Here is a 24,740-nt window from a genome sequence, read left to right on the forward strand (position 1 = left end):
CAAGCAGTTTAACAGAGTTTAACAGATGGGCGCGGTATGCATTATTAGGAAAATATCCGTATCTTTACAGACTTGTAATAATCATAGAGGTTATGGAAATACGGGAAAGAGTAGAACAGGCTTTGGAATCCATCAGGCCGTATCTCGAGACGGATGGGGGTAACGTGAGCATTGACGAGATCACGGGAGATAATGTGGTGAAACTAAAGCTCTTGGGATCCTGTGCTTCGTGTGCCATGAGCATCATGACATTCAAGGCGGGCCTAGAGCAGGCCATCAAAAAGGCTGTTCCGGAGGTTACTGCCGTGGAGGCCATCAACATTACCGACATGGACGATCCGAACGCCACCATGCCTATGCCGCGGGTGGGTGGTTAGCCCTATTTGGCGATTTAACATTATTTAACGGGGCACGAACTTACGAATACGTAGCTTTGTTGCATAGCTATGAGGATGATCCGCAACATACTGATTGTTTTGTTTACCGTGGGAACGATAACGATGTCGTTTGCGCAGCAAAAGAAACTTGTGCAGTTCAGTGGGGTCATCCACAATGCCGACACAAACGTCGTCGTGCCCTATGTGTCTGTCACGAATTTATCATACAAGAACCATACGGTAAATGCCAACCACCAAGGTTATTTTTCGTTTGTGGCACATGAGGGCGACACCATCCTTTTCACCTCGGTGGGTTACCTATCGGCACGTGTAATCATCCCGAAAGTATCTGAGGACAAGTATACGGCGATGGTAAACATGAAGGCTGAGCTCAAGGAGCTGCCCATGGTAACCCCCTATCCTTGGGCCAGTATCGACGAGTTCAACATGGCTTTCATGTCGCTCGAAATCGCTGATGATGACATCGTGGTAGCCAAGAAGAACCTTTCACCTGAGTCGTTGGCTGCATTAGCTGCGGTGACGCCCCGCAGTGCGCAGGAAATACAAAGCTATAGTGCTACGCAAAACCACATCGGGCTCACCAACAAAGCGGTAAACCAGCGCATGGCGAACCCGCTGTTGAGCCCCTTCGCTTGGGGTAACTTCATCCGCCAGATTTCCGAAGGGAACAAGAGCCGGCAGCGGAACCGGTGAAAAACAACAACCGCAAACGTGGGTTTCTTTTTTTTCTTGCATTTTAATTCAAACCAACTACCTTTATCTTAAGTGTTTATCGATAGATCGGTAAGCGTTAACGAAATCTGGAAAAGCAATGACCAAGGAATGGGTTGTACCGCGATTCAGCAGCCAAGTGTTGATCGGTTTCTTGTGGGTAGGTTTTATCAGTGCTTCCTTTGTTTCCTATCAGGAAAAGTACTTTAAAAGGATGGCAGGTGGTCTCACTAGTTTTAATGCCGAATTCACCATGCCGGACAACTTTTCAGAGCTAGACGCTGGTAGGCGATTTCCATGTGGGGATTACAATATTACAAACGCCATGCTTTATACGATATGCAATCGGGACAGTAGCATCCGTATTGCATTTTCGTTTGTCAGCGAGCCTTCGGAAAGGATTTTAAACCGAATGAGGCGGCAAAACCCCAATTTTGAAGTTAAAATGGCCCACCTAAACACCATAAAAGCCCAAGCAGACACGATTAATCATGAGGTGTTGTTTTTTAACAACCAACATCTGAAAAAATTCAATGCGGATATCGGGGCGATGTATACCCGGAACTGCACCCTTCCCTATGAAGATAAGTATCCATACCATAAAATCGTCTTTGTCTACAAACGTGGTCGGGGGCATATCGAAATAACCTACTTCTATACTGACAGTGCCAAGGATTACGTGATGGATGTAATCGACCAAACGGCGGGGATTATTTGTTTTAAAGATCAAACGTTATGATTGTTTCTTCAAAGAGGACGGCACTAGCGTTTTGCCTTGCATTTTCATTTAATTCGTTTTTTAACCATCATGCATCAGCGCAAGCTACTAGGGCAATCGACACGAGGTTTAAGACAGCGTTAGAGACGGTAGGTGCGACTTTCAGTATGCCAGAAGGTTTCCGTGAGCTTGACTCCGGTAAGGATTTCACCTGCCTTCAACGGGAAATAAACAATACGATGATTTATACGATAGGCAATGGCGACAATAGCATCCGGATCGGGTTTGCTGTGTTACGGCCCTTGGCTGAAGCTTTTACGAAAGAAATAGCCGCATGGCAACCTGAATATGATTCCGACAAGGTGTATCTTGCGCATATCATACGCTTTGCCGACACAATCAATCACAAAATCACCTACTATAAACCAAATTTTCTCATCAAGAAATACAATGCAGACAACGGAGGCGAGTTCTACCGAAACTGCACCTCTATGTACGAGGAAAAGTATCCATACAGCAAGGTCGTTTTCATCCAGAAGAAAGGTAGAGGTTGCATCGAAATCAGCTATTTCTTTAAAGAACCGACAACCCATGAACAGATTGAAAAGATCATAGATGAAACCGCAGGGGTAATCCGATATGTAGATTAATAATCACCGTATATTGCCCACATATTTTTGGGGCTATTCTAGGAATTATAAATCAAATAATTATGAAAAGAAATCAAGAAGTTCGATTGGCATTGGAGCTATTGCAGAAAGAAATAGAGACGTTAGATACTAGGAAATGTATTGAATATAAAATGCCAATACTGAGCTCATCCCAGCATTATCACTTCGTTTTTAATATTGACCTTGCTGGCATTCTTTTCAGAATTTGTTGCCTATTTATTGTTGTTATTTTAACTCTGCGAGTTGATCCTGCATATGCCCAGCTCCAATATGAGCGTAAAGGGATTGTGGAGAAAGAGGCTCTTCTTGTATATTTAATGGGCGGTCAGAACGTTTTAGTGCCGGGCCTGCCGCCAGCGGTCGATAGCATCGATGCAGAAGGGAAGGCCATTGAGCGCTTCAGCATGGGGTCTGCCGAAGATTTTTTTTCCTGTCAAATACTGCCAAATGATAAAAAACTCAGCAATGGAGATCCTATACACATTGCATTACATTTCAGAGACCTCGTAAGCAATCACCCGTACATCTATATGTTTAACGACGTTTATCTTTCTTCTTCGTTGGTGGAAGGAGCACAAAATGAGTTTTATCATTCGATTGACCATATATTTTCGGGGGCCGAATCGGAGCCCCAAATCGACATGAATAAACTCAAAGCAACAAACGACGTGTTTACTTGGTACAACAACACATATGTAGGGAAGTTCTGGGTACTTAAGGGTGAATGGGAGGCGTTTGAAGTTAATGAAAAGCCAACGTCTTTACAAGGTATAACGCCAAATACCCTTCAATTTGACCACTATAATGTTTTCCTGTTAAAAAGGATTATCAGTATAGAGCCAGTGACCAAAGTAGTCGGAAAGCCGGATGTTATTGAAGCGGTTAAGGGGCAAGTTCCCTCACCGAAACCAAAAAAATAACGTTTAGATTTCTTTATTTAGATAGAATTATAAATGCCAAAGGTAACAGTTCTGATCACTAACGACAAACATCAAAATTAACTTGAAAGTCAATAACTTTGTATTGGAAATATGGGACAACGAAGCTTCCCGCATATTGCTATAGCATATTATTTTAGTATGCTAGGTTTAAACCATATAGACGTTTATGCAGGGTACGGCCTTACTCAATCTGGATATTATGACGCAGAGGGAATTTGGTTTTATCCGTTAGATTGAAAATTATGATTATCCGCATTCTAATGAGTTGTCTCACGCTGCACATGTGTATGCAACCGCTGTTTGCGCAACTGCCGGAACGATGGACGGATTGTGAAGAAATATGGCTGCCCGAAAAAGCGATAGAAGATATCCTGACGAAACACACCATTTCAAATTATCCGAGGTTTAGCGGGCCCGTACAAGCCATTGCGATATGCGACGAGGAACTTTATGTCTTATCCTTCCACGGAAAACTTAACAAGCCCAAAATAAAGAAGAAAGGAAAAAAGAAGAAACTGATTCGGCCACTCATATTGAACCTAAAATATTTTCGGGAGGGGCAATATGACGATACCCGCTTTTTCATATCCTATGAGAATCCCGATAGAATGCTACTTGAAATGGACTACAAAAGGGGTATGAGGATTGACAGTATCTATTTTATCAAAAGTTTAGGGCCGTATGCATTCGAGAAGCCTTATACCACTTACTATTCAGTATTGCTTTCCGGCGATTACCGCACTTCGATTAACGGAATAGGAACAAATGTTAAGTTTAAACTAAATGGGCAAATCGAAGGCCATCCAGAGTGGATAACTTACAAAGCGGGAACGGTAAGTTTTTCACCTCCAGGAATCCACTATGAAGACTATCGTATTCTTGAATTTACCACAAAAGATAATAATAAAGTGCAGCGTTTGGCATTTCGATATGATGATAACACCAAGGTTTGGGAAGGGTTTGAATATGAAATTACTGAGAAGTATAGGAAATTCATTCCATCAAAAGAACCGGTAGTGATTCTAGAAAGAAGAACTTCAAATAATGGCGAGATTATTAGATGATTCTGTTTATATTGTCAAGTCATTAGGTTAACTGGTTAATATATCGCTTTCGAATGGTCCCTCGAAAAAGCAGGCCCACATCAAGACAACCGTACGGTCTGCTTTACGCTCAGGCGCGAAGACACCAATGAAATAAGGGCGGAAATAACGAATACGGTAAGGAAAACCAGCAGGAAATCGCTGTATCGGATATCCACGGGGTAAACTTCGGTAATCAGGTTTTCGCCTTCGCCAAACCGGACCCAGCCGAAGGCTTGTTGCGAAAGGCAAAAAAGCAGGCCCAGTACCAACCCGGCCACGCAGCCGATGAGCGATATGAGCAGACCCTCATAAAAGAAAACGCGGCGGATGAGGCCATCATTCGCTCCCAAGCCCATTAGTACCGAGATGTCTTTCTTTTTGTCGATGACCAGCATGGTCAGCGAACCCACGATGTTGAAGAGGGCAATGATGCCCGTAAAAGCAATGATGACGAAAACGGCCCACTTTTCCGTGCGCACGATTTTGTATAGCGTGGGGTTTTGCTGCTCACGGTCTTTTATGACGAAATCGCTGCCCAAGGTGGCGGAAAGCGCTTGTTGCACGGCCGGAACATCGCTGCCGGGCACGAGGTTGATTTCGATGGCCGATACCCGGGCATATTCGCCCACGACCTCCCGTGCAAATGCCAGGGGCACGATCAGCAGGTCGTCAAACTCCGGTTGGTATTGCAATACGCCGCTGGGTCGTATGGTCCGCATAGTGAAATCATCCGCTGGATTGAGACCGCCGGGTGTGCTGCCCTTGCGGGGTGAAAAGACCTCAATCACGCGCGACTCGTCATTCAGCGATACCCCAAGCATGCCCTGCACGCGCGCGCCCATCACGGCGTAATCCTCGCCGTCCCGGTGCAACGCGAAGTGTCCGCGTTGCAATAGGGTATCCATGTGCTGCGGCACCTTGCCGTCTACGGTGATCCCTTTGATGGTGGCGATGTATTGACCCTCCCCATAGCGCAGCAATACGCGTTCCTGCAATACCTCACGGTAGGTGTGCACATCGGTGCGGCTTTCCAATGTGTAGGTAAGTGCCGAATCCACCACGAAGCCCTTGCCTGTAGCGGGTTCGATACGGAGCTCGGGTGCAAATGCGCCGAACATGGAGAGGACCAGTTTTTCCAGCCCGTTATAAAACGACAGGATAATGATGAGCGATGCACTGCTGACCAATACGCCGACCACGCTGATACCGGAAATGATATTGACGGCATTGACCGTTTTTTTCGAAAAGAGGTAACGCTTGGCGAGGTATAGTGCGGTGTTCATAGGCTACCCCCTGATAAACGGATTGGTCTTCTTCTCGTGGCCGATAGTGGTCTCCGGTCCGTGGCCCGGATATACAACGGTGTTTTCCGGCAGCACATAAAGCCGCTGCGCGATGCTATCCAATAACTGTTGGTGATTACCCCCCGGCAAATCGGTACGGCCGATGCTGTTCCGGAAAAGGACATCTCCCCCCATAAGGAACCCGTGGGCGTTGCTATAAAAACACAGGTGAGCGGGCGAATGGCCGGGTGCGAAGATAAGCGCCAGCTCCTGCCTGCCGAATGTGACGGCCCCTGACGCGGGGAGGAATGATTCGGCAATGGGCGATACATCGTACCGTATGCCCATTTGGGGGGCGTAGTTCTGTACTTCGATGAGGAGGGGTAGTTCGCCCTCGTGGAACTGCGGCAACAGGCCATACGTTTCGTACACATACCGGTTGCCCAGCACATGGTCGATATGGCAATGCGTATTGAGTAACAATTCCGGCTTCAACCCCTCGGCGCTGATAAAGTCGCTCAGTTTTTTTTCTTCCTGCGGGCCGTACATGCCCGGGTCCACGATGGCCGCGGACCCCGTATCATCATATAATACATAGGTATTCTCCTGGTAAGGGTTGCACACGAACGATTTGATATGGATCATAGGGCAAATGTAGGGCTTTTTGCGCATCTATTCATTTCCACCGCAAGGAGCCGATCAGGGTATCGATATCGGCTTTGAGGAATTCCAATACCGGTTGTATGGAATCCAACCGCGGCTTTTCGTGGAAATAAAGTGCACCCCGCAAGTAATGGTGCGTGCTGTCGGTAACGAAAAACTGGATATTGGAGGCGGTGTTGCCGCTGATTTCGTACTTGAGCCCATACACACCGGCTTCGGGGCGGCGGATGCGTTGCTGGTCGATGGCTGTGGCTTTGACGGTGTGGTTGAAGGCGAATGTACGGGCATCCTCCACGAGCTCACGGAAGTTTTCGGGGCTGGAAACGGCCATGTAACTCAGGTGGATGCGAGCGTTGAACCGCGGAAAATAAACATCTGTCCAACAAGGCTGCGCATCTGCCGACCGATCGGGCACCATCTCTGCATATAGGGGGATGTCGAACGAATAGGGACAATCGGCAGGAGAAAAGGAGGTATAGGTTTTCTCGGGGAGTTCGATACGGAAATAGCCACGGGGCTTCGGCGAATAATGTCGCTGGCAACCCCAAGCACAGAGGGCGAGGAGGAGGAAAGGGGCCACCCACAGGGTAGAAGACAACCTTATCCGCCCGCGTTCCATATTTCCCAGTTCCGCTCGGCTTGGAGCTCGAGCATTTCAAGTCCGTTCTTGATGGCCGCACCCCTTACCTTGCCCTGTTTTAGAAACGCGGTTTCCGCCGGGTTGTAGACGAGGTCGTAAAGGAGGTGCCGGTCGTCCAGCAGGTGATACGGGATGTCGGGGCAGTCTGCAACATGGGGGAAGGTACCCAACGGGGTGGTGTTGATGATGAGGGGATGGATCCCGATGACGGCAGAATCCAACTGCGCGTACCCAAGCTGTCCCGGCCGGGCCGACCGCGAAACAAGGGTGTGGGCAATCCCCAACTTGCCGAGGGCAAAGGAAACGGCTTTGGCTGCCCCCCCGTTGCCGAGGACGAGTGCGGCATTATGGTGGGGCTTGAGCAGGGGCTTCAACGATTCGGTAAAACCATATATATCGGTATTGTAACCGGTCAGTATGGGTTTGCCGCTGTTTCCGCGCTCGATACGGATGCAGTTGACCGCGTCAATGGCTTCCGCTTCGGGAGACAACCGGTCGACGTAATCCATTACCGCTATTTTATAGGGAATGGTTACGTTAACCCCCATCAGCCGCGGGTGTTTCTCGACCAAACCGGGGAAATCCGTAATGTCGGGGATGGGGTACAGTTCGTAGCCTACCCCCGGGATTCGCTCCCGCTCGATCTTCGCATCGTAGTATTTCTTGGAAAAGGAGTGTGCCAGCGGGAAGCCGATCAGCCCGAACGTCTTCATCGCTAAATAAAATTATGGAACGTATCGCCCCGGAGTCCCATCCGGGTGGTTTCTAGGGCGATGATTTCATTGGTATTGATATTGCCGAGGTTGACGTTGGGACCCACGAGATTGATGAAATATACCTGCTGTGCTTTGAGGGGCGCCTCCCAAATGATTTTTTCGTTGGGAATCTCGTTGAGTATTTCGTCGACAAGCCCCTGCCTCACCTCGCCCGACTCGCGGTAAAGGCCCACATTGCCGCTTTCGCGCGATTCGGCGATGAGCCGCCATGTGCCGGCTTCCAACTCGGCCTTCATCAGCGAAATCCATTTATAGGGAGCCATGATCTTGGTATTGTCTTTCGATCCCACTTCCGAAATCACGGTAGCATGTTGTGCAACGGCAGCGATGTATTCGCATTTTTTCTCATGTGGCAGCGTGATGGACCCATCGGACACCTCGGCATACGCCAGCCCGAATTTTTCTACCACGCGAAGGAACTCGTCGAATTGGTCGCGGGCGACAAATGCCTCGAACAAGGTACCCCCGAAATAAGGATGTACGCCCGCGTTGCGATAAACGGCCAGCTTCTCCTCCAATTGTGGGATGATATAGGCGGTAGTCCACCCCAATTTCACAAAATCGATATACGCCGCGCCCACGGCCATGAGGTCTTCGGCCTGGCGTACGCTAAGCCCTTTGTCCATGACCATAGTTAACCCGTTATTTCTGGGTTTTTGCGTTCGTGAAGGAACATTATTAAGCTGAAAATTCATCTATATGCAAATTGTTGTTAGTGGCGAAAATGGAATATTATAGGCAAATAACCAGAAAAAATCTGAAAATTTTCTGAAATACGCCCATGCAACGGGCCTGCATACCGGTGGCCATTTACCATAGGTTTCGGGGTTAGGGCATGTATTTCCTGATCACTTCGGCGATGGCCCTATTGTCGCGCAATTGGGGCAGATATTCAAACAACACGCCGTGTTTCTGTGGGTCTGCGCCAAGCCCCAGTTCGAGGTAGTTCAATGCTTCGTTATACCTGCCCGCGGCAATCAGGTAAGCCACCATGCGGTAGTATAGTTCAGCGCCATCGGGATTGTTCTTGATGGCTTCGGCAATGGTTTCGATGGCCCGTTCCAGCTTGTCGCGTTCGTAAAGGATAGACGAATAGTCGAGCCATGCTTCCAGATCTATGGGATTGAGTTCCACCACTTTCTCATAAGCGGCTTCTGCCTCGTCGAATTGCTTGAGTTTGTATCTCGCATCGGCAATGGCAAACCAGTAATCGGGGTTGTCTTGTTCGAGGTCGAGTGCTTTCTTGTAGAAGTGCAACGATTCGAAGTAGCGCTCTTCATAGTCAAGCGTTACGCCGATCCCGAACCATGCGTCTGCCAACGCGACATCGATTTTGACCGCTTTCTTGTAATAAGACCGGGCTTCGTCCATCTGTTCCAACTTCTCGTAGCATTCGCCGATGGCACAATAAGTCTCCGCCCCGGGTGGCTCATATTCGAAGGTCTGCTTGTACACGTCTATGGCCTCACTGTATTTGTCGAGATTCACCAGTGCGTTACCTTTATTGAAATAAGCCGACGCAAAATTGTCTTTGATGAGTATGGCGTAATCGTAGGCATCGATAGCCTCGGGGTATCGGCCTAGCTTGTGGTAGGCGTTGCCGAGGTTGTACCACCCGGCATACGAGTAGGGATCGTTATCGATATACTGTTTATAAAACCCGATGCTCTCTTCCTGCCTATCGAGCACGTCATAGCAAAAAGCCAGCTCGTACAGGGCATCCTGGTTTTCCATATTTTGCTCCAAGCTGCGTTTCAGGTAGTGGATGGCGTCATCGTAATCGCCCTTATTTTGATACAAAAGCGCTATTTGCAAATAAATATCATCCGGATTCTCCGCCAGTTCGAGGGCCTTATTGAGGCTCCGGAAGGCTTCGTCGTAACGTTCCAGGCTGCCCAGTATGCCGCCCTTGATCAGGTAAATGTCCCCTTCGGACGGTTCGAGCGTTTCGGCTTTATCCAACGCATCAAGGGCGTGGGCGAACTGGTTCGTTACTGCAAACAGCTGGGCTTGTTTGAGGTAAAAGACCGCGGCAAACGGGTGCTGACTAACGGCATAATCAACAACCTGCAGTGCTTTTATCGGGTCATTCTTCTCCATGTAATAGTCAATGATCCCCTCAAAAGCTTGCGCGTCAAAAAAGTATTGATCCTTATTGCGAATCATTTCTTCGTAGCGCTCCACCGAAAGCTTAGGGTCTTCAGCGGGCCCATATTCGAAATCGTCTTCCATCTATCTCTCCTTGTTTAAGAACTAACACCTTAGCGGACCTTACCTGAGTCGCTTTTTGATGATAACAAAATAGGGCTTGTCGGATGATATTGTGAACACAAGTTTTCAACAATTTTCAATATTCGGTCAAAACCCATAGAAAATCAACTGCTTACGACATGTGGGGTTGTCAACAAACGAACTCCCTTCAACACGAACTCCTTGCGTTCCCTTTTTCATTATTCACCAAGTGGGTTCCAAATAACGATGCAAAGATACGTAATACTAATCGAAAAGTGTATCTTTGGTATAGGCACAGCACCATCAAAACCAGTTAGCATGAAGGAAGCAATTGATATTTCGAAGATACTCGACCGGTTGGGGATCAAAACCGAAAACCCGGCTTGGAGTACCGGAACGGCATGTGGAACGGGGCAGGAAGCCGGCATGGGCAGCCATTCTCCGGTGGATGGCCGGCATATCGCATCGGTGGGGCTAACCACCGCTGAAGCATTCGACGATGTGGTTGATTGCGCGGTATCGGCGTTCGCCCACTGGAGGCAGGTACCTGGTCCGCAACGCGGGGAAATCGTGAGGCAGTTCGGTGGAGAGCTCCGTAAGCACAAACAGGATCTCGGCACATTGGTGTCCTATGAAATGGGCAAGAGTCTCCAAGAGGGCCTTGGCGAGGTGCAGGAGATGATTGACATCTGTGATTTCGCAACCGGCTTGAGCCGGCAGCTCTATGGCCTTACTATGCCGTCGGAGCGACCGGGCCACCGGATGTATGAGCAGTGGCATCCGCTGGGTGTGGTGGGTATCATTTCCGCCTTCAATTTCCCGGTGGCCGTGTGGAGTTGGAACGCGGCGATTGCATGGGTTTGTGGGAATGTATGCGTGTGGAAACCGTCGGAGAAAACCCCCATCACGGCGGCGGCATGCCAACGGCTTGTTGCTGCTGTGTTGGCGCGGAACGGCATGCCCGATGGCATTTCGTGTTTGGTGCAGGGGGGACGGGAGCTCGGCGAGCGACTTGCCGGCGACCGTCGGATTGCGTTGGTGTCGGCTACAGGTTCCACGCGAATGGGCAAAGCGGTGGCGGAGACCGTAGCGTCGCGGCTGGGCAAAAGTATTTTAGAATTGGGAGGGAACAACGCCATGGTCATTACGGCGCATGCCGATTTGGACGTTGCACTTCCCGCGGCAGTGTTCGGCGCTGTGGGTACGGCCGGGCAGCGGTGCACGACCACGCGGCGATTGATTATCCAGGAGGCGGTTTACGAGGCTTTTAAGGAGCGGCTGGCCGGGGCCTACGCACAGCTCCGTATCGGCAACCCGTTAGATGAACACAACCATGTGGGACCCCTGATCGACCGGGAAGCGGTAGACAAGTATGAAGCGGCGATCGCCCGGTGCAAAAGCGAAGGTGCCCACTTCCTGGTAGAGGGAGGGGTGCTGACAGGCGAAGGATACGAATCGGGTTGTTATGTAAAGCCATGCGTCGCCGAGGTTTCGCCCGATATGGCGATCGTTCAGACGGAAACCTTTGCCCCGATATTGTATATGATGCGGTATGCTTCGCTCGATGACGCCATCCGCATGCAGAATGATGTGCCCCAAGGGCTGTCTTCGGCGATCATGACACTAAATGTCCGCGAAGCGGAACAATTCCTGGCGGCGAGCGGGTCGGACTGTGGTATCGCGAATGTCAACATCGGCACGTCGGGGGCGGAAATCGGCGGCGCATTCGGCGGCGAAAAGGACACGGGAGGGGGCCGCGAATCCGGGTCGGATGCTTGGAAGGCCTACATGCGCCGACAGACCAACACGGTCAATTATTCGGACTCACTGCCCTTGGCGCAGGGAATCAAATTCGATTTTTGACCCACCCGTGGTCGGACCTGTGGGTCCGGCTTCATCATCACCATCCGACTGTGCAAAACAACAGTGTAAACGTTTGCAACCTATATAAAATGTCCTTATCTTAGTCGCGCCACCGGGTATTTGGTGGCCGATACAAAACAAAATATAAACAAAATCAACGAAAAGCGGAATGAGCGTACATTATGAATCCCGTTATGCATTGGGACCCGTGGAAACAAAAGGCTTGGACACGGCTGGCCTACGAGAAAACTTTCTGATCGAAACGGTGTTTGCCGACGATGAAATCCAATTGGTATATACCCATTACGATCGCTATATCGCCGGAGGCGCAAAGCCGGTAAATAAGCCCATCGAACTGGAAACCATCGATGCATTGAAGGCTCCTTATTTTCTCGAACGGCGCGAGCTGGGTGTGATCAACGTTGGCGGAAGCGGGCAGGTGACGGTTGACGGGGAGGAATATACGCTGGGCTTCAAGGAGGCGCTATATGTGGGCAAGGGGAGCAGAGAAGTTATATTTTCGAGCAATGACGCCGCCGATCCGGCCAAATTTTACCTTAATTCGGCTCCGGCGCATCAGGCCTATCCCACCAAGAAGGTAACCAAGGCAGAGGCGGAGGTCGTGGAACTCGGGAGCTTGGAAACCGCCAACCATCGGGTCATCAACAAGTTGCTCGTGGCAAGCGTGGTCGATACCTGCCAGCTGCAGATGGGCATGACCGAGCTTAGAACGGGGAGCGTATGGAATACCATGCCCGCGCATACGCACGACCGCCGTATGGAAGTCTATTTTTACTTTGAAGTGCCCGATGGACAATCGGTAAGCCATTTCATGGGCCAACCGCAGGAAACGCGCCACATCTGGATGCAGAATGAACAAGCGGTCATTTCACCCCCGTGGTCGGTGCATGCCGGTGCAGCGACCAGTAACTACACCTTTATTTGGGGCATGGCAGGCGAAAACTTGGATTATGGCGATATGGATGGATGTGCCATTACGGACCTCAAATAACTAGCATTAAAATGATTATGAACAAGTTGAAGGCTTACAGTTTGTTGCCGCTAGCGGTGGCAGCGATGGCGTGCGGAGGCCACGAACAATCCCCTTCCATCGTGGTAACCAACCCATTGGGTATTGAACGGCATGAGCTTGTCGCCGTTCCCTATGAAGCGTTTGTCACAGCTTTTGGATCGGACAGCGTATTCAAAGTGGTGAATGCGGCAAATGGTGCTGAAATACCCTACCAACTGGAGACCCAGGGAAGACCCTCGCCGCAGCATATCCTGCTCTATGTGTCGGTCCCGGCATCGGGCAATGTTGAGCTCCTCGTCGAGAAGGCCGCCCCGGCACCCGTGCCGACCAAGACGTTTGCAAGGTATGTACCCGAACGGTATGATGACTTCGCTTGGGAAAATGATGTCGTTGCTTTCCGGATGTACGGAAAGGCACTGGAGGGACGTCCTGATGATGCCCACGGTTTAGACCTATGGTCGAAGCGGACCCCGGGGTTGGTTGTGGATAAATGGTATGCTAACGGCGACTACCATACCGACCATGGAGAAGGCATGGATTACTATTCGGTGGGCATGACATTGGGTGCGGGAGACGTTGCCCCGCTGGCCGGGGGCGAAGTAGTTTATTCGAAACATTATCGTGGGCATGAGGTGCTGGACAATGGTCCGCTGCGCACCACATTCCAACTGGACTATGAACCTTGGCAGGTGGGCGAAAAAACCGTTTCGGTGAGCAAGCGGTATACCCTGGATGTCGGTTCCCAGTTGAACCGTGTTGAGGTTATCTATTCCATCGATGGCGACGGGACCCTTCCTGTGGCGATTGGGGTATCGCGCCGGGCGACGGAAGGCAGGCTCCTTAGCGAGAAAGATAACGGTATGTTTGGCTATTGGGAACCAACCGACGCGGCGCATGGTACCACGGGAGTGGGCGTGATCTTAACGGATGGACCATTCGAACAGTTCATTGCGCAGCCCAAGCAATACCTTTCGGTACTTACGGCCCACGATAGCGAACCTATTGTGTATTATAACGGGGGTGCGTGGGACCGTGGGGGCCGTATCGCGTCGGCAGATGAATGGTTTGCATACCTGCGGGCGGCGAAGGAGAAGGAAACCTTCCCATTGCAAGTGGAGATCAAATGAACATTTTATTCGATTAGATTTTTTGAGATGATAAGAGATAAATTCGATCTGAGTGGAAAAATAGCCTTGGTGACGGGCTGCAAGCGGGGCATCGGCAAGGCAATCGCCGAAGGGTTGGCCGCTGCGGGAGCGGACGTGATCGGTGTTTCGGCGTCGCTGGAGTTGGAGGGGAGCGGCGTATCCAAAGCCGTGGAAGCCACGGGCCGCCGTTTCTACGCTTACCAGGCGGACTTCGGTAACCGTGAATCGCTTTATACATTTATTGAACAAGTGAAAGCGGACCATCCCCGGATCGATATTCTGTTCAACAACGCAGGGACGATCTTGCGTAAGCCTGCTATCGAGCACCCGGATGACTATTGGGACCGGGTCATCGAAATCAACCAGAACGCCCAATTTATCCTTACCCGAGAGATCGGCAAGGACATGGTGGGGCGTGGAAGTGGGAAAATTGTTTTCACCGCCTCCCTCCTTACCTTCCAAGGTGGCATCAACGTGCCGGGCTATGCGGCTTCCAAGGGCGCGGTCGCCCAGCTTACCAAGGCATTTGCCAATGAGTGGGCGTCAAAGGGAGTCAATGTCAATGCAATCGCACCTGGATACATCGCTACAGACAATACCGAAGCGTTGCGCAATGACCCTGAGCGTAGCCGCTCTATCCTGGAACGTATTCCCGCGGGCCGCTGGGGCGAGCCGGACGATTTCAAAGGGCCGGCTGTATTCCTCGCATCCGACGCCGCTAATTATGTCCATGGGACCGTGCTGACCGTAGACGGTGGGTGGATGGGAAGGTAACTACCGATACAACCCTTTGCCTTCGATGAAGGCTTTGACGCCGTCGGGAACGAAGTAAAGGATGTCTTTGCCGGTTTTCACAGCGTTTCGGATGAAGGTAGACGAAAACTCCATCAGCGGCGTATCGGTGATCGTGACTGCGGAATGGCCGACGAACTCGGCCGGGGTGGGGAAATCCGGTCGTGGGTATACCAAGATGCGATGGCTCCGCAGGATCATCTCGTAGTTCTTCCATTTATGGAAAGAGACCAGGTTATCCGATCCCATGATGAGAACGAACGCCTTTTCTGGGTACTTTTCGTTTAGATGGGTGAGTGTGTCTATCGTGTACGACGGTTGTGGCAGGGAGAATTCGATGGTGCAGCTTCGGATGTTTTCCGCTTTTTCGATGGCGAGGTTTACCATCTCCAGGCGATCATACTGATTAATTAGCGAGTCTTTCTTTTTCAGTGGGTTGTGCGGGGTTACGACCAGCCAGACCTCGTCCAGTTCCGTATAATTTGCCATGTAATTGGCAATGATGAGGTGACCCGTGTGAATGGGGTTGAACGATCCGAAAAACAACCCGATATATTGCATACGTTTCTGTTTATGTTTCGCCGAGGAAGCCCAGCAATAGCCGTTCGGCTTCAGCACATGCCTTTTCCAAGTCATCGTTTTGGAGGATGACATCAAACCGGTCGGCATATCCCAATTCTTTTTCCGCTTTTACGATGCGCTCTTGGAGCTTCTCTTCGTTGTCGGTGCCGCGCCCACGGAGACGCGCTGCCAGCACATCTAACGATGGGGGTTGTACAAATACCGCCAGTGCCCGGTCGTCGAATTTGCGTTTTAGATGGAGGCCACCCTCGACGTCGATGTCGAAGATGACATGCTTTCCCGTAGCCCATATCCGATCTACTTCGGCCCGCAGCGTGCCATAGAAGGTACCTGAGTAAACTTCTTCGAACTCGATGAATTCCTTTTTGGCAATCCGGTGTAGGAATTCTTCCTTCGAGATGAAATAATAATCTTTGCCGTTTACTTCGCCGGTGCGCGGCTGCCGGGTGCTGGCAGAGATGGAAAATGAGATTTTGTCGGGGTGGTCCGCGAGCAGGCGCTTCACGATGGTGGTCTTACCGGCGCCGGAGGGTGCAGAAAAAATGATGAGTTTACCTTCCATGGCGTCACAGTACGTTTAGCAATTGTTCCTTGATTTTTTCGAGCTCTTCTTTCATCCGTACCACCACTTGTTGGATACCGGCGTGATTTGCCTTGGACCCCAGCGTATTGATCTCGCGGCCCATTTCCTGCGAAATGAAGCCTAATTTCTTTCCATTTGCATCAGCATCTTCGAGTGCTTGGAGGAAATAGTTGCAGTGGCTCCGGAGCCGTACCTTCTCTTCGGTGATGTCGAGCTTGTCTATGTAAAAGATGAGTTCCTGTTCAAAGCGGTTCATGTCCACCTGCTCTTTGCCCACAGCCTCATCAAGGTACTGGCCTATCCGTTCGCGGATGAGGGGGATCCGATTTGTCTCCACAGCCTCAACCTCAGTGAGCAGGCGCTCGATACCTTGTGTGCGTGCTGCCAAATCCTGTTTCAGCACGGCGCCCTCGTCGGCACGGAAGCGGTTGAGTTGCGCCACCGCATCCTGGAATGCGCCCACGAGGAGAGCCGCCTCTGACTCGTCAGCCTGTTCTTCGTTATGGCTGATCACCTCGGGCATGTTGAGCGCCAATTCAAAAAGGTTTCCTTGGTCGGTGTTGAGGTCGCGTGCGATGGCTTCAAGCTGCTTATAGTAGCCCTTGAGCAAGGGAGCGTTGATGGTTGCCGCCCCCGCGGTTTGGTCGATGTATTCCACCCCTACGTTAAGGTTTACTTTTCCCCGTTCAATGAGCCGGGAACATTCGCCCCGCAGCATGAGTTCTTTGTCTGAGAATGCCTTGGGAAGCCGCAGGTTAAGCTCCAGGAATTTTGAGTTCAGCGATTTGATTTCGACGGTATACTTTACCTTCTGGTTATCTCTGGTCCCGATGCCATAACCAGTCATGGATTTAATCATGTGCAAATGTAATAATTAGCTGCCAGCTTTTGACAGCTTCGTCTTACATTGCTTGTTGTCGCAGCCTATTCGCCCAGCAGCTGCCGGTGCATTCGCTACCAATCGTGCTTGGCGATGAGGATGCACAGGTATGATTGGTACGTGCTTCCCGAAGGTACACGCACGTAGCCGATACCGATATCCTGTAAGGAGCCATTCCACTCATCCATGCCGAGCAAGTGCTTACGGTGACCGTAGCCGGGTGAGTTCCGACCAATAATCATCGCTTTTACCCCATCGATGGCTGTTGGGTGGTTTGCGCCGATGGATTCAAAGTTATTCGCTGCGCGGCGTTTCAGCCAGTCGGGATTCAATGTATAACCGGCGCGGTTGATGTGGTAATTGGGGCCGAATCCGTCTGGGTCGGTATGGTCGAAATAATCGCGTCGGGCCATATCCAAGGCCCTCATCTCGGCAACGTTTGCCAGTGTGGGGTTCCACCGCAATGGGGTCTGGGTTATGGGTGTGCGGGGGCTTAAATGCAGCTCACGGCGGAAGGCACGCGGATTTTGACGGATCTTATTGATCAGGGTAAAGGCGGCCAAGGCCTCTTTACGTTCTATCTTTGGCCGGACTGGAAGTGGTGCCGAAAAGGCAGAAAAAAGCCAGCATGCGGCTAAACACGCAATTATCCTCATAGGCGAAATCATTATGGTATCGTAAAATACGCAAGGATTATGCCGCGTTTTTCCGGAACTTTTCTTTTACCAATTCGAAAATAATGGGCAGGATGGAGATGACGATGATTAGCAACACCACTTTTGAAAAGTTATCCCTTATAATGGGGATATTGCCCAAAAAATATCCCGCCAAGGTAATACCCACTACCCATAAAACGGCCCCTATCACATTATAGGTTAAAAAAGTGCCGTAGTTCATTCTTCCGATTCCGCCTACAAACGGCGCCAATGTTCTGACAATCGGCACAAAGCGGGCAATTACGATGGTCTTACTGCCATATTTGGCGTAAAACGAGTGTGTTTTTTCTAATTGCTCTTCTTTGATGACCTGTTTGCCAAAAAGCTTGAATTTGGTCACCTGCATCCCGAAACGTTTTCCGATGGCGTAGTTGAGGGAGTCCCCGGTAATTGCCGCCACTAACAAAAGGAGGATGACAATCCCGACATTGAGCTCGTTGGGCTGGGCGGCAAGCATTCCGGCTGCGAACAACAGGGAGTCTCCCGGAAGAAAGGGCATCACCACGATACCTGTCTCAATGAAAATAATGAGAAATAGGATGAGGTAGGTCCATGTTTGATACTCGTTGACGATTTCGACCAAATGTTGGTCGATATGAAGAACAAAATCAATCAGTGAATAGATAAGCTCCAATGCCGTTAACCCATATTATTCAACATGACGGGCATAACCAACATCAGAATGTCCTCGTCTTCTTCCGACACAGCGGGAATTAATAATCCCGCGCGGTTAGGCGTACTCATTTCGATGACAACCTCCTCGCTGTCGAGGTTGGTTAGCATTTCCACAAGGAACTTCGCATTGAAGCCGATTTCCATGTCTTCGCCCTCGAACTGGCAGCTCAACCGTTCGTGCGCTTCGTTGGAAAAGTCCAGATCTTCGGCCGAGATGTTAAGCTCACTACCCGAAATCTTCAGCCTCACTTGGTGCGTTGTTTTGTTGGCAAAGATGACCACCCGGCGCAATGAGTTAAGGAACGTATGCCGATCGAGCGTCAACTTATTGGGGTTGACCTGGGGGATTACCGCTTCGTAATCGGGATAGCGCTCATCAATCAACCGGCAAATCAAGTGGATATTGCCAAACTTGAAAAAAGCGTTCGTACTGTTATATTCCACAGCCACGGCGGTGTCTTCGATCGGCAACGATGATTTCAGCAGTGAAAGCGCCTTTTTGGGCAAAATCAACGATGTGGGGCTTTCGGTGCTGATATCCTTCCGTCGGTAGCGCACGAGTTTATGTGCGTCGGTCGCTACGAAAGTGGCGGATTGCTCGGCCAGTTGCACCAGCACACCCGACATGGCCGGGCGCAACTCGTCGTTGCTGACCGCAAATATCGTTTTGTTGATGGCCTCGGCCAGTACGGAAGCAGGTATGGTTACCGACGAAGCATTATCTACCACGGGAATCTTCGGGAAATCTTCCGCATTTTCACCACTGAGTTTGTACTTACCATCACCGGCACTGATTTCAATGGCTAGCGTAGCGGTGTCTACCGAAAATGCAACGGGCTGGTCGGGAAGCGTTTTGAGTGTCTCAATCAATATTTTGGACGGCATGGCTACGCGCCCTTCTTCCTTCGCCTCAATAGGCAGGGAAGTAACCATGCTGGTTTGCAAATCGGTAGCCGAAATAGTCAGCACATTATCCTTAATTTCAAACAAGAAATTTTCCAATATCGGGAGTACGGTACTACTGCTAGAGGCTCCGCTGATGGCTTGTAGTTGTTTTAATAAAATGGAAGTAGATACAATGAATCTCATGTCCGAATAATATGATGTGCAATGATAAGGAAAAGATTTGGCATTCGGCAAATGAGATTGTGATTTGGATGGCAGAAGGGGACGGCAAATGACCGTCACCTTCAAACAATCGTTTTGGCGGATTGTTATAACTACCAGCACCAAAGGTTTATGCTATGGAAACGCACAGTCACCGAACGGACAAGGACGGCAAGCCGGAAGCGGAAGATAACTATACGGCCCACGAAGAAAACCCGGCCCCCTCGCCGGAAGCCATCAATGAGCCAAATGATCGTCCCGCTAGCAATACGATCTGGGCGGCGGTTATTCTCGCCATTGTGATTATGGGCCTCATTTATTTAATTTTTATCCGCTAGGCTCGGTGGGCTTAATGGACGGCATGTGCGCATGCAGGTGCCCAGCTGATGGAAGATTGCGATATCGGCTAGGATGGCTAACAGCACACGGGCGCCCATGGGGTCAAGTTAAATGACTTTGAATAGGTAGCGTTCGAATAAAAAAGCTGCTTGCACTAAGATAAGTTTTATGTACGTTTGTCTCCTGCTTTATTACGGATATAAACCACTGTCAAAATGCAGCCACAACTTTTTTATCCGCATCCGGCATTGCAGCCCTATATTCAGCATTATGTTTTTATCGTTATAGGCACTTCGGGCAACCGCGAGAAATTATCCGTCGTTCCGGCGGGTAGTGCCATCTTGGCCGTGAAAATCGATGGCTTGAAATGCTTTATTAAAAACGACGACAGAAATTTTATAGAATCTCCGTCCATCTCATTTACGGGGCAAACGACCCGCTTCCATACGCTTGAACTAATAGACCAGCATCGTTTGCTTTTTGTGGTTTTTAAGCCCTGTGGTCCTTTCAGGTTATTGGGTATTGACCAACACCACTTTACAGATGGATCCGAGGACATTGCCAACATCTTTGAAGAGCGTATCGTCCGCGAAATCCGTGGTCGGATCGAGGGGGCGCAAGCCCCCACAACTGTCAAGGATATTGTAGAACAATTTTTACTACAACTATTAATTTCAAGAAAAAAGCCCTCTAGTGCGGATAGGATGGCTTATGTTATGGGGCAGTTGGTTGCCCGATGTAATGAGCCGCAGTTAATAAAAGAAATTTGTAACGATGAAGGCTTTACTAAAACTACGCTCGACCGGCAAATCAAGACCATGTTGGGTATTACGCCCAAGCAGTATCAGATTATCGCGCGCTTTAATACCGTACTCAGGTACATCCGCCGGCAGCAAAATATTCGTTGGACAGATGTGGCGTATCACTTTGGTTATTACGATCAGGCTCATTTTATAAAAGAGTTTAAACTTTTTTACGGGAGAACCCCGACTTTGTATTCATGTGGCGACGAGTTGTTAAGTAATATCGCCCATTTATGAAGCAAATACTGCTGCCTTTCAAAATTGCGTCTTTTTTACAATTTGATGCGTTAGTGCTCGTATACTTTTATGAAAAAAAGCGAGCATATGAAACCCGGGACAAAGTTTATGGAAGGCTTTTTGGAAATAAGTGTAAAGTGAGACCAGTATCCCATCTAAACTAAATACTACCGGAATGAAAAGGAAAACAGTTGGTGGAATAATGGCTGCTCTTGTTGTTACCTTTGCCCTCGGCGCCTCGGCATGGGGTATCTTCACCACCTTTTCTAAATCGGGCCCTTCGGAGCGGGAGCGCGAAGAACTGATTCGTACCGGCACCCCCGGTATGGCTACCCTGTTATCCATAGAAAGAACCGGTAATATCGTCAATAGTATCCATCAGTACAAATTCAGCTTCCATGTGCGGCCCGATTCCGGAGCTACGTTTGCCAGCTCCGAAAAAAAGCTAATTGATCCAATATATATGTCTCTTATTAAAAAAGGAATGCAAATACCCGTATATGTTGGCAATACAGAGGATAAGCAGGTGCTGATATTATGGGAGAAGGCGGGTATTGGGGATGCCTTTTAGCCTTTGAAGGTTTTTTTCAACGTACACGATGATAACCCAAAGACACGAAAAGATGAGAAAATTGGTGGGGAATTAATTTACAACATAAATTTATTTTTTTCATAACTTGCGTCAAGCATTTACGACATCTACCCATATGAAATCATTCCTACTCATCTGTACGATTGTTTCGTCGAGGACCGGCCTGTTTTTCGCACAACTGCGGATTACGAAATACCTATTTTGGTGTATTGTCAGGTTCTACCGAACTTCCGATATTGGCCTAAAATATAGCCCTTTATGAAAACCGTCTTTCTTGCCTGTGGTTTGTTCTGTTGCTCGGCAATCCCGGCATTTTCGCAAGAGTTGGTAAGGCAAGTCGTAGCCAATGCGGGCCACGAGGGGACTGTGGGCCACGTGGTATTCCAATACACGATTGGTGAGCCGATGGTGGCCACGCTGGATTTAGGCCCCCTGTTGCTTACACAAGGGTTCCAGCAGCCCGAAGTGACAGGCCCGATTAAGCCGCCCGAAGCACCGTTCGTTAAGGACCTCATCGTCTATCCCAACCCGGCTTCGGACCAAGTGAACCTTGAGTTTGATTTGCTGCAGGACGGGCGTGTGGTATTCATGTTGGTGAACAATGCGGGGCAGGTGGTCGCTACAATAGCTAAGGAGCTATTTGCCGGCCGCTTGACCTACAACCTACCGCTTAGCAATTATGCATCCGGACTGTATTATCTTGTGATCCGGACAGGTTACCGTACCTACACCGAAAAATTAATCATCCAGTAACTTACAAGAGTCTGCCATGAGACACCAGATTTTACCATTTGCCTGCATCGTAATGGCAACGGTGTTCACCAAAGGTGCTTCGGCCCAACTTGGCGGCCGCACCATCACCACCGGAGCCTCTTTTCTCCTATTAAGCCCGGATGCCCGGACCACGGGGGTGGCTGAGGCGGGAACGGGGCTTCTGCCGGATGCGAATTCGGTCTTTGTCAATGCAGCAAAGTTGAACTTTGCCGGCGAGAAGGGGTTGAGCTTCTCTTATACGCCCTGGATGCGCCAATTGGTAAAAGACGAGCATCTTGGCTATTTTACTGCTTTCCATCGACTTAGCCAACGCGAAGCACTCGGGCTTTCGGTTAAATACCTCGATATGGGCGAAATCAATTTCCGGGACGAAATGGGCAATCTGTCGCAGCGGTATAACGCCGGTGAAATTTCCATCGATGCGAGTTATGCCCGTTTATTCGGTGAACACTTTTCAATGGCACTTACGGCGCGGTATATTCATAGCAACCTCGGTTCGGGCACTTACAACGGCATAGACATGGACCAGGCCAATGCCTTTGCGGTCGACTTTGGTCTGTATTCGGAGAAGAGTTACATCAATTCGCGGCAATTTAGCAAGCGCTTTGCTTGGGGAATCAACGTAACCAATATCGGCACCAAACTCAACTACACCAATGCCAAGGAAAGCTTTCTGCCGATGAACCTGCGTATGGGTGTGGGGTATGGCTTAAACAATGACCCCAATAACCGCTTAACGTTATTACTGGATATCACTAAACTTTTGGTGCCGTCACGCCCCCAATATCGGATAAATGAACAGGGGAATGTAACCACTGAGATTGAAAAGGGGAGGGATCCCGACCGGAGTGTGCCGACGGCTTTGTTTACTTCCTTTTTCGACGAGCGGGAGGGGATTTTCGAGGAGCTATCGGAGGACGCAGTATCAGGGGGCTTCGAGTTTTGTTATTATCGTCAATTTTTTATCCGTTCGGGTTATTTCTATGAGGATCCCCAAAAGGGTAATCGGCAGCATTTTGCTGCAGGTGTTGGGTTTCGCGTTAAATCACTTCAGGTAGACATCGGTTACCTGGCGCCCATGGCGCGGCGGTATACGTTTCGCAATGAACTTAAATTCACCGTGAGTTTCCACCCAAACAATATGCTGGACCAGGATTGAGAAATATCGATTGTATAACAACATAGCAGTACAAACATCAACAACAAACAAAATATGAAAAGGCAGACAATCTACGCCATGTTAATCGTGGCATTCGCGTCGGTCGCGGCCATGCAGACGCAGGCACAGACCGCGGAAAGTGGCGTTTCGGAAAAGCGTATACGTGCTTTGCAGTCTCCGGAAGATACCGAAAAAACGGCACTTAAATTCGCGCCCCAAACCGTACAGCGGGTACAGATGCGCTCGGTCAATCTTACGGGCGCGGCTTCTCCGGCCACGCCGCAAGCGTTGCGTGAGCAGATTTTCGATAACTACACGCCACCGGGGGGCGCCATGCGGCAGGCAACGGCAGGCCCGCAAAACTTGCGGGCCTCGGGTGCCGATAAGCTGCCGTCGGAATTGTCGTCGGAAGAAGTGAAGAAGACCGTGGACAAGGAGATATCTCCTGCGCAAGCACCGCCCACCCAGGGCAATGCAAAAGAAGTGCAATGAACCAAATTGGCTAATCAGAAAAGAACAAGTTATGAAGCGGTATTTTTCATATGGTATGGGCGTTTTCCTGACGCTTTTGGTCTTAAGGGCGCAGGCACAATCGGGACTGACCGGAATCAATTACCAAGCGGTTGCCCGCAATGTCAACGGAACCGTTATGGCGGACAAAGACGTCGGTGTGCGTATATCCATTTTAGGTGGTTCGGCGAATGGCGCGGTGCAGTACCGGGAAGAACACCAGGTAAAGACCAATGCATTGGGTCTTTTCACGTTGCAGATTGGCAAAGGATCGGCCTCGCAGGGAACGTTTTCGGACATACCGTGGCGCGATGCCAATCAATTTGTTAAAGTTGAAGTGGCAGTAGACAATGGCACATATACAGATTTGGGTACGATGCAATTGATGAGCGTGCCTTTTGCTTTGTATGCCGCAGGAGGCAACCCGGGACCAGCCGGCCCTGTAGGCCCGCAAGGGACGAAAGGCGATGTAGGTGAGGTCGGCCCGGCAGGCCCAGCTGGACCTGTAGGCCCGCAAGGGACGAAAGGCGATGCAGGTGAGGTCGGCCCGGCAGGTCCCGTAGGTCCAGCCGGCCCCGAAGGCCCGATAGGTCCAGCCGGCCCTGTAGGTCCGCAAGGGGCAAAAGGTGATGCAGGTGATGTCGGCCCGGCAGGCCCCGTAGGTCCAGCCGGCCCCGAAGGCCCGATAGGTCCAGCCGGCCCTGTAGGTCCGCAAGGGGCAAAAGGTGATGCAGGTGATATCGGCCCGGCAGGCCCCGTAGGTCCAGCTGGCCCTGTAGGTCCGCAAGGGGCAAAAGGTGATGCAGGTGATATCGGCCCGGCAGGCCCC

28 protein-coding genes and 1 pseudogene are annotated in these 24,740 nt (G+C 50.1%); 17 read left to right on the forward strand and 12 right to left on the reverse strand.

Features of this window, described 5'->3' with window-relative positions; all coding sequences use genetic code 11:
- Positions 1-92: 92 nt before the first annotated feature.
- From ACO1NT_RS00370 to ACO1NT_RS00395, 6 genes are all read left to right on the forward strand, one after another.
- Positions 93-377 carry a NifU family protein gene (locus ACO1NT_RS00370; RefSeq protein ID WP_449046317.1) on the forward strand — a complete coding sequence of 95 codons (285 nt, stop codon included), beginning with the start codon at positions 93-95 and terminating at the stop codon, positions 375-377.
- A gap of 69 nt (positions 378-446) precedes the next feature.
- Entirely contained in the window at positions 447-1,091 is a 645-nt protein-coding gene (locus tag ACO1NT_RS00375) for a hypothetical protein (RefSeq protein ID WP_449046319.1), read from the forward strand.
- Positions 1,092-1,209: 118 nt separating this feature from the next.
- Complete coding sequence (locus tag ACO1NT_RS00380; protein ID WP_449046320.1) at positions 1,210-1,848, forward strand: hypothetical protein; 639 nt, start codon at positions 1,210-1,212, stop codon at positions 1,846-1,848.
- A gap of 218 nt (positions 1,849-2,066) precedes the next feature.
- Complete coding sequence (locus ACO1NT_RS00385; RefSeq protein ID WP_449046321.1) at positions 2,067-2,477, forward strand: hypothetical protein; 411 nt, start codon at positions 2,067-2,069, stop codon at positions 2,475-2,477.
- 62 nt (positions 2,478-2,539) lie between these two features.
- On the forward strand, positions 2,540-3,418 hold the full coding sequence (locus ACO1NT_RS00390) for a hypothetical protein (RefSeq protein WP_449046322.1): 879 nt from the start codon (positions 2,540-2,542) through the stop codon (positions 3,416-3,418).
- A gap of 263 nt (positions 3,419-3,681) precedes the next feature.
- Positions 3,682-4,503 carry a hypothetical protein gene (locus ACO1NT_RS00395; RefSeq protein WP_449046324.1) on the forward strand — a complete coding sequence of 274 codons (822 nt, stop codon included), beginning with the start codon at positions 3,682-3,684 and terminating at the stop codon, positions 4,501-4,503.
- A gap of 80 nt (positions 4,504-4,583) precedes the next feature.
- Here ACO1NT_RS00395 and ACO1NT_RS00400 read toward each other — a convergent pair whose 3' ends face one another.
- From ACO1NT_RS00400 to ACO1NT_RS00425, 6 genes are all read right to left on the reverse strand, one after another.
- Positions 4,584-5,807, reverse strand: a complete 1,224-nt coding sequence (locus tag ACO1NT_RS00400) for an ABC transporter permease (RefSeq protein ID WP_449046325.1) — start codon at positions 5,805-5,807, stop codon at positions 4,584-4,586.
- 3 nt (positions 5,808-5,810) lie between these two features.
- Positions 5,811-6,452 carry an MBL fold metallo-hydrolase gene (locus ACO1NT_RS00405; RefSeq protein WP_449046327.1) on the reverse strand — a complete coding sequence of 214 codons (642 nt, stop codon included), beginning with the start codon at positions 6,450-6,452 and terminating at the stop codon, positions 5,811-5,813.
- Between the two features lie 31 nt (positions 6,453-6,483).
- Positions 6,484-7,089, reverse strand: coding sequence for a gliding motility lipoprotein GldD (gene gldD / locus ACO1NT_RS00410; RefSeq protein ID WP_449046328.1), 606 nt, complete (start codon positions 7,087-7,089; stop codon positions 6,484-6,486).
- Positions 7,071-7,823: a shikimate dehydrogenase family protein gene (locus ACO1NT_RS00415; protein WP_449046330.1), complete on the reverse strand. Its 753-nt coding sequence runs from the start codon at positions 7,821-7,823 to the stop codon at positions 7,071-7,073. Before ACO1NT_RS00415 ends, gldD begins: the two co-directional genes overlap by 19 nt.
- Positions 7,824-7,825: 2 nt before the next feature.
- Positions 7,826-8,581: a phosphosulfolactate synthase gene (locus ACO1NT_RS00420; protein ID WP_449046331.1), complete on the reverse strand. Its 756-nt coding sequence runs from the start codon at positions 8,579-8,581 to the stop codon at positions 7,826-7,828.
- Between the two features lie 133 nt (positions 8,582-8,714).
- On the reverse strand, positions 8,715-10,118 hold the full coding sequence (locus ACO1NT_RS00425; protein WP_449046332.1) for a tetratricopeptide repeat protein: 1,404 nt from the start codon (positions 10,116-10,118) through the stop codon (positions 8,715-8,717).
- A gap of 318 nt (positions 10,119-10,436) precedes the next feature.
- Here ACO1NT_RS00425 and amaB point away from each other — a divergent pair, with 318 nt between their 5' ends.
- From amaB to ACO1NT_RS00445, 4 genes are all read left to right on the forward strand, one after another.
- Positions 10,437-11,981 (forward strand): L-piperidine-6-carboxylate dehydrogenase, encoded by a 1,545-nt coding sequence (amaB, locus tag ACO1NT_RS00430; RefSeq protein WP_449046334.1) that lies wholly within the window; start codon positions 10,437-10,439, stop codon positions 11,979-11,981.
- Between the two features lie 169 nt (positions 11,982-12,150).
- Positions 12,151-12,993, forward strand: coding sequence for a 5-dehydro-4-deoxy-D-glucuronate isomerase (gene kduI / locus ACO1NT_RS00435; protein WP_449046335.1), 843 nt, complete (start codon positions 12,151-12,153; stop codon positions 12,991-12,993).
- Positions 12,994-13,010: 17 nt separating this feature from the next.
- Positions 13,011-14,141 carry a DUF4861 family protein gene (locus ACO1NT_RS00440; RefSeq protein WP_449046336.1) on the forward strand — a complete coding sequence of 377 codons (1,131 nt, stop codon included), beginning with the start codon at positions 13,011-13,013 and terminating at the stop codon, positions 14,139-14,141.
- Positions 14,142-14,171: 30 nt separating this feature from the next.
- Entirely contained in the window at positions 14,172-14,936 is a 765-nt protein-coding gene (locus ACO1NT_RS00445; protein ID WP_449046353.1) for an SDR family oxidoreductase, read from the forward strand.
- Here ACO1NT_RS00445 and nadD read toward each other — a convergent pair whose 3' ends face one another.
- The 6 genes from nadD to dnaN all read right to left on the reverse strand — a co-directional run bounded on the left by nadD (position 14,937) and on the right by dnaN (position 19,479).
- The gene (gene nadD, locus ACO1NT_RS00450) at positions 14,937-15,515 is read right to left on the reverse strand and encodes a nicotinate (nicotinamide) nucleotide adenylyltransferase (protein WP_449046354.1); all 579 of its coding nucleotides are present in this window, start codon (positions 15,513-15,515) and stop codon (positions 14,937-14,939) included. It lies immediately after the preceding gene.
- Between the two features lie 10 nt (positions 15,516-15,525).
- Complete coding sequence (gene gmk / locus ACO1NT_RS00455) at positions 15,526-16,098, reverse strand: guanylate kinase (protein WP_449046337.1); 573 nt, start codon at positions 16,096-16,098, stop codon at positions 15,526-15,528.
- Positions 16,099-16,102: 4 nt separating this feature from the next.
- Positions 16,103-16,978, reverse strand: a complete 876-nt coding sequence (locus tag ACO1NT_RS00460) for a YicC/YloC family endoribonuclease (protein WP_449046338.1) — start codon at positions 16,976-16,978, stop codon at positions 16,103-16,105.
- Positions 16,979-17,073: 95 nt separating this feature from the next.
- Positions 17,074-17,655 (reverse strand): CAP domain-containing protein, encoded by a 582-nt coding sequence (locus ACO1NT_RS00465; RefSeq protein ID WP_449046340.1) that lies wholly within the window; start codon positions 17,653-17,655, stop codon positions 17,074-17,076.
- Between the two features lie 37 nt (positions 17,656-17,692).
- Complete coding sequence (locus ACO1NT_RS00470; protein ID WP_449046342.1) at positions 17,693-18,349, reverse strand: DedA family protein; 657 nt, start codon at positions 18,347-18,349, stop codon at positions 17,693-17,695.
- 5 nt (positions 18,350-18,354) lie between these two features.
- Positions 18,355-19,479, reverse strand: coding sequence for a DNA polymerase III subunit beta (dnaN, locus tag ACO1NT_RS00475; RefSeq protein ID WP_449046343.1), 1,125 nt, complete (start codon positions 19,477-19,479; stop codon positions 18,355-18,357).
- A 155-nt stretch (positions 19,480-19,634) separates the two neighbouring features.
- On the opposite strand from dnaN, the gene ACO1NT_RS00480 reads away from it, so the two are divergent.
- From ACO1NT_RS00480 to ACO1NT_RS00510, 7 genes and pseudogenes are all read left to right on the forward strand, one after another.
- Entirely contained in the window at positions 19,635-19,835 is a 201-nt protein-coding gene (locus ACO1NT_RS00480; RefSeq protein ID WP_449046345.1) for a hypothetical protein, read from the forward strand.
- A 216-nt stretch (positions 19,836-20,051) separates the two neighbouring features.
- Complete coding sequence (locus ACO1NT_RS00485) at positions 20,052-20,876, forward strand: AraC family transcriptional regulator (protein ID WP_449046346.1); 825 nt, start codon at positions 20,052-20,054, stop codon at positions 20,874-20,876.
- Positions 20,877-21,051: 175 nt separating this feature from the next.
- Complete coding sequence (locus tag ACO1NT_RS00490) at positions 21,052-21,447, forward strand: hypothetical protein (protein WP_449046347.1); 396 nt, start codon at positions 21,052-21,054, stop codon at positions 21,445-21,447.
- A 279-nt stretch (positions 21,448-21,726) separates the two neighbouring features.
- Positions 21,727-22,221, forward strand: a complete 495-nt coding sequence (locus ACO1NT_RS00495; protein ID WP_449046348.1) for a T9SS type A sorting domain-containing protein — start codon at positions 21,727-21,729, stop codon at positions 22,219-22,221.
- 16 nt (positions 22,222-22,237) lie between these two features.
- A complete protein-coding gene (gene porV / locus ACO1NT_RS00500) occupies positions 22,238-23,401 on the forward strand; it encodes a type IX secretion system outer membrane channel protein PorV (protein ID WP_449046349.1) in 1,164 nt (387 codons plus the stop codon).
- 54 nt (positions 23,402-23,455) lie between these two features.
- Positions 23,456-23,893, forward strand: a complete 438-nt coding sequence (locus tag ACO1NT_RS00505; RefSeq protein WP_449046351.1) for a hypothetical protein — start codon at positions 23,456-23,458, stop codon at positions 23,891-23,893.
- 31 nt (positions 23,894-23,924) lie between these two features.
- Positions 23,925-24,740 (forward strand): annotated as a pseudogene (locus ACO1NT_RS00510) (hypothetical protein); the annotation flags it as partial.

The sequence above is a fragment of the Parapedobacter sp. genome (genome assembly GCF_053550995.1).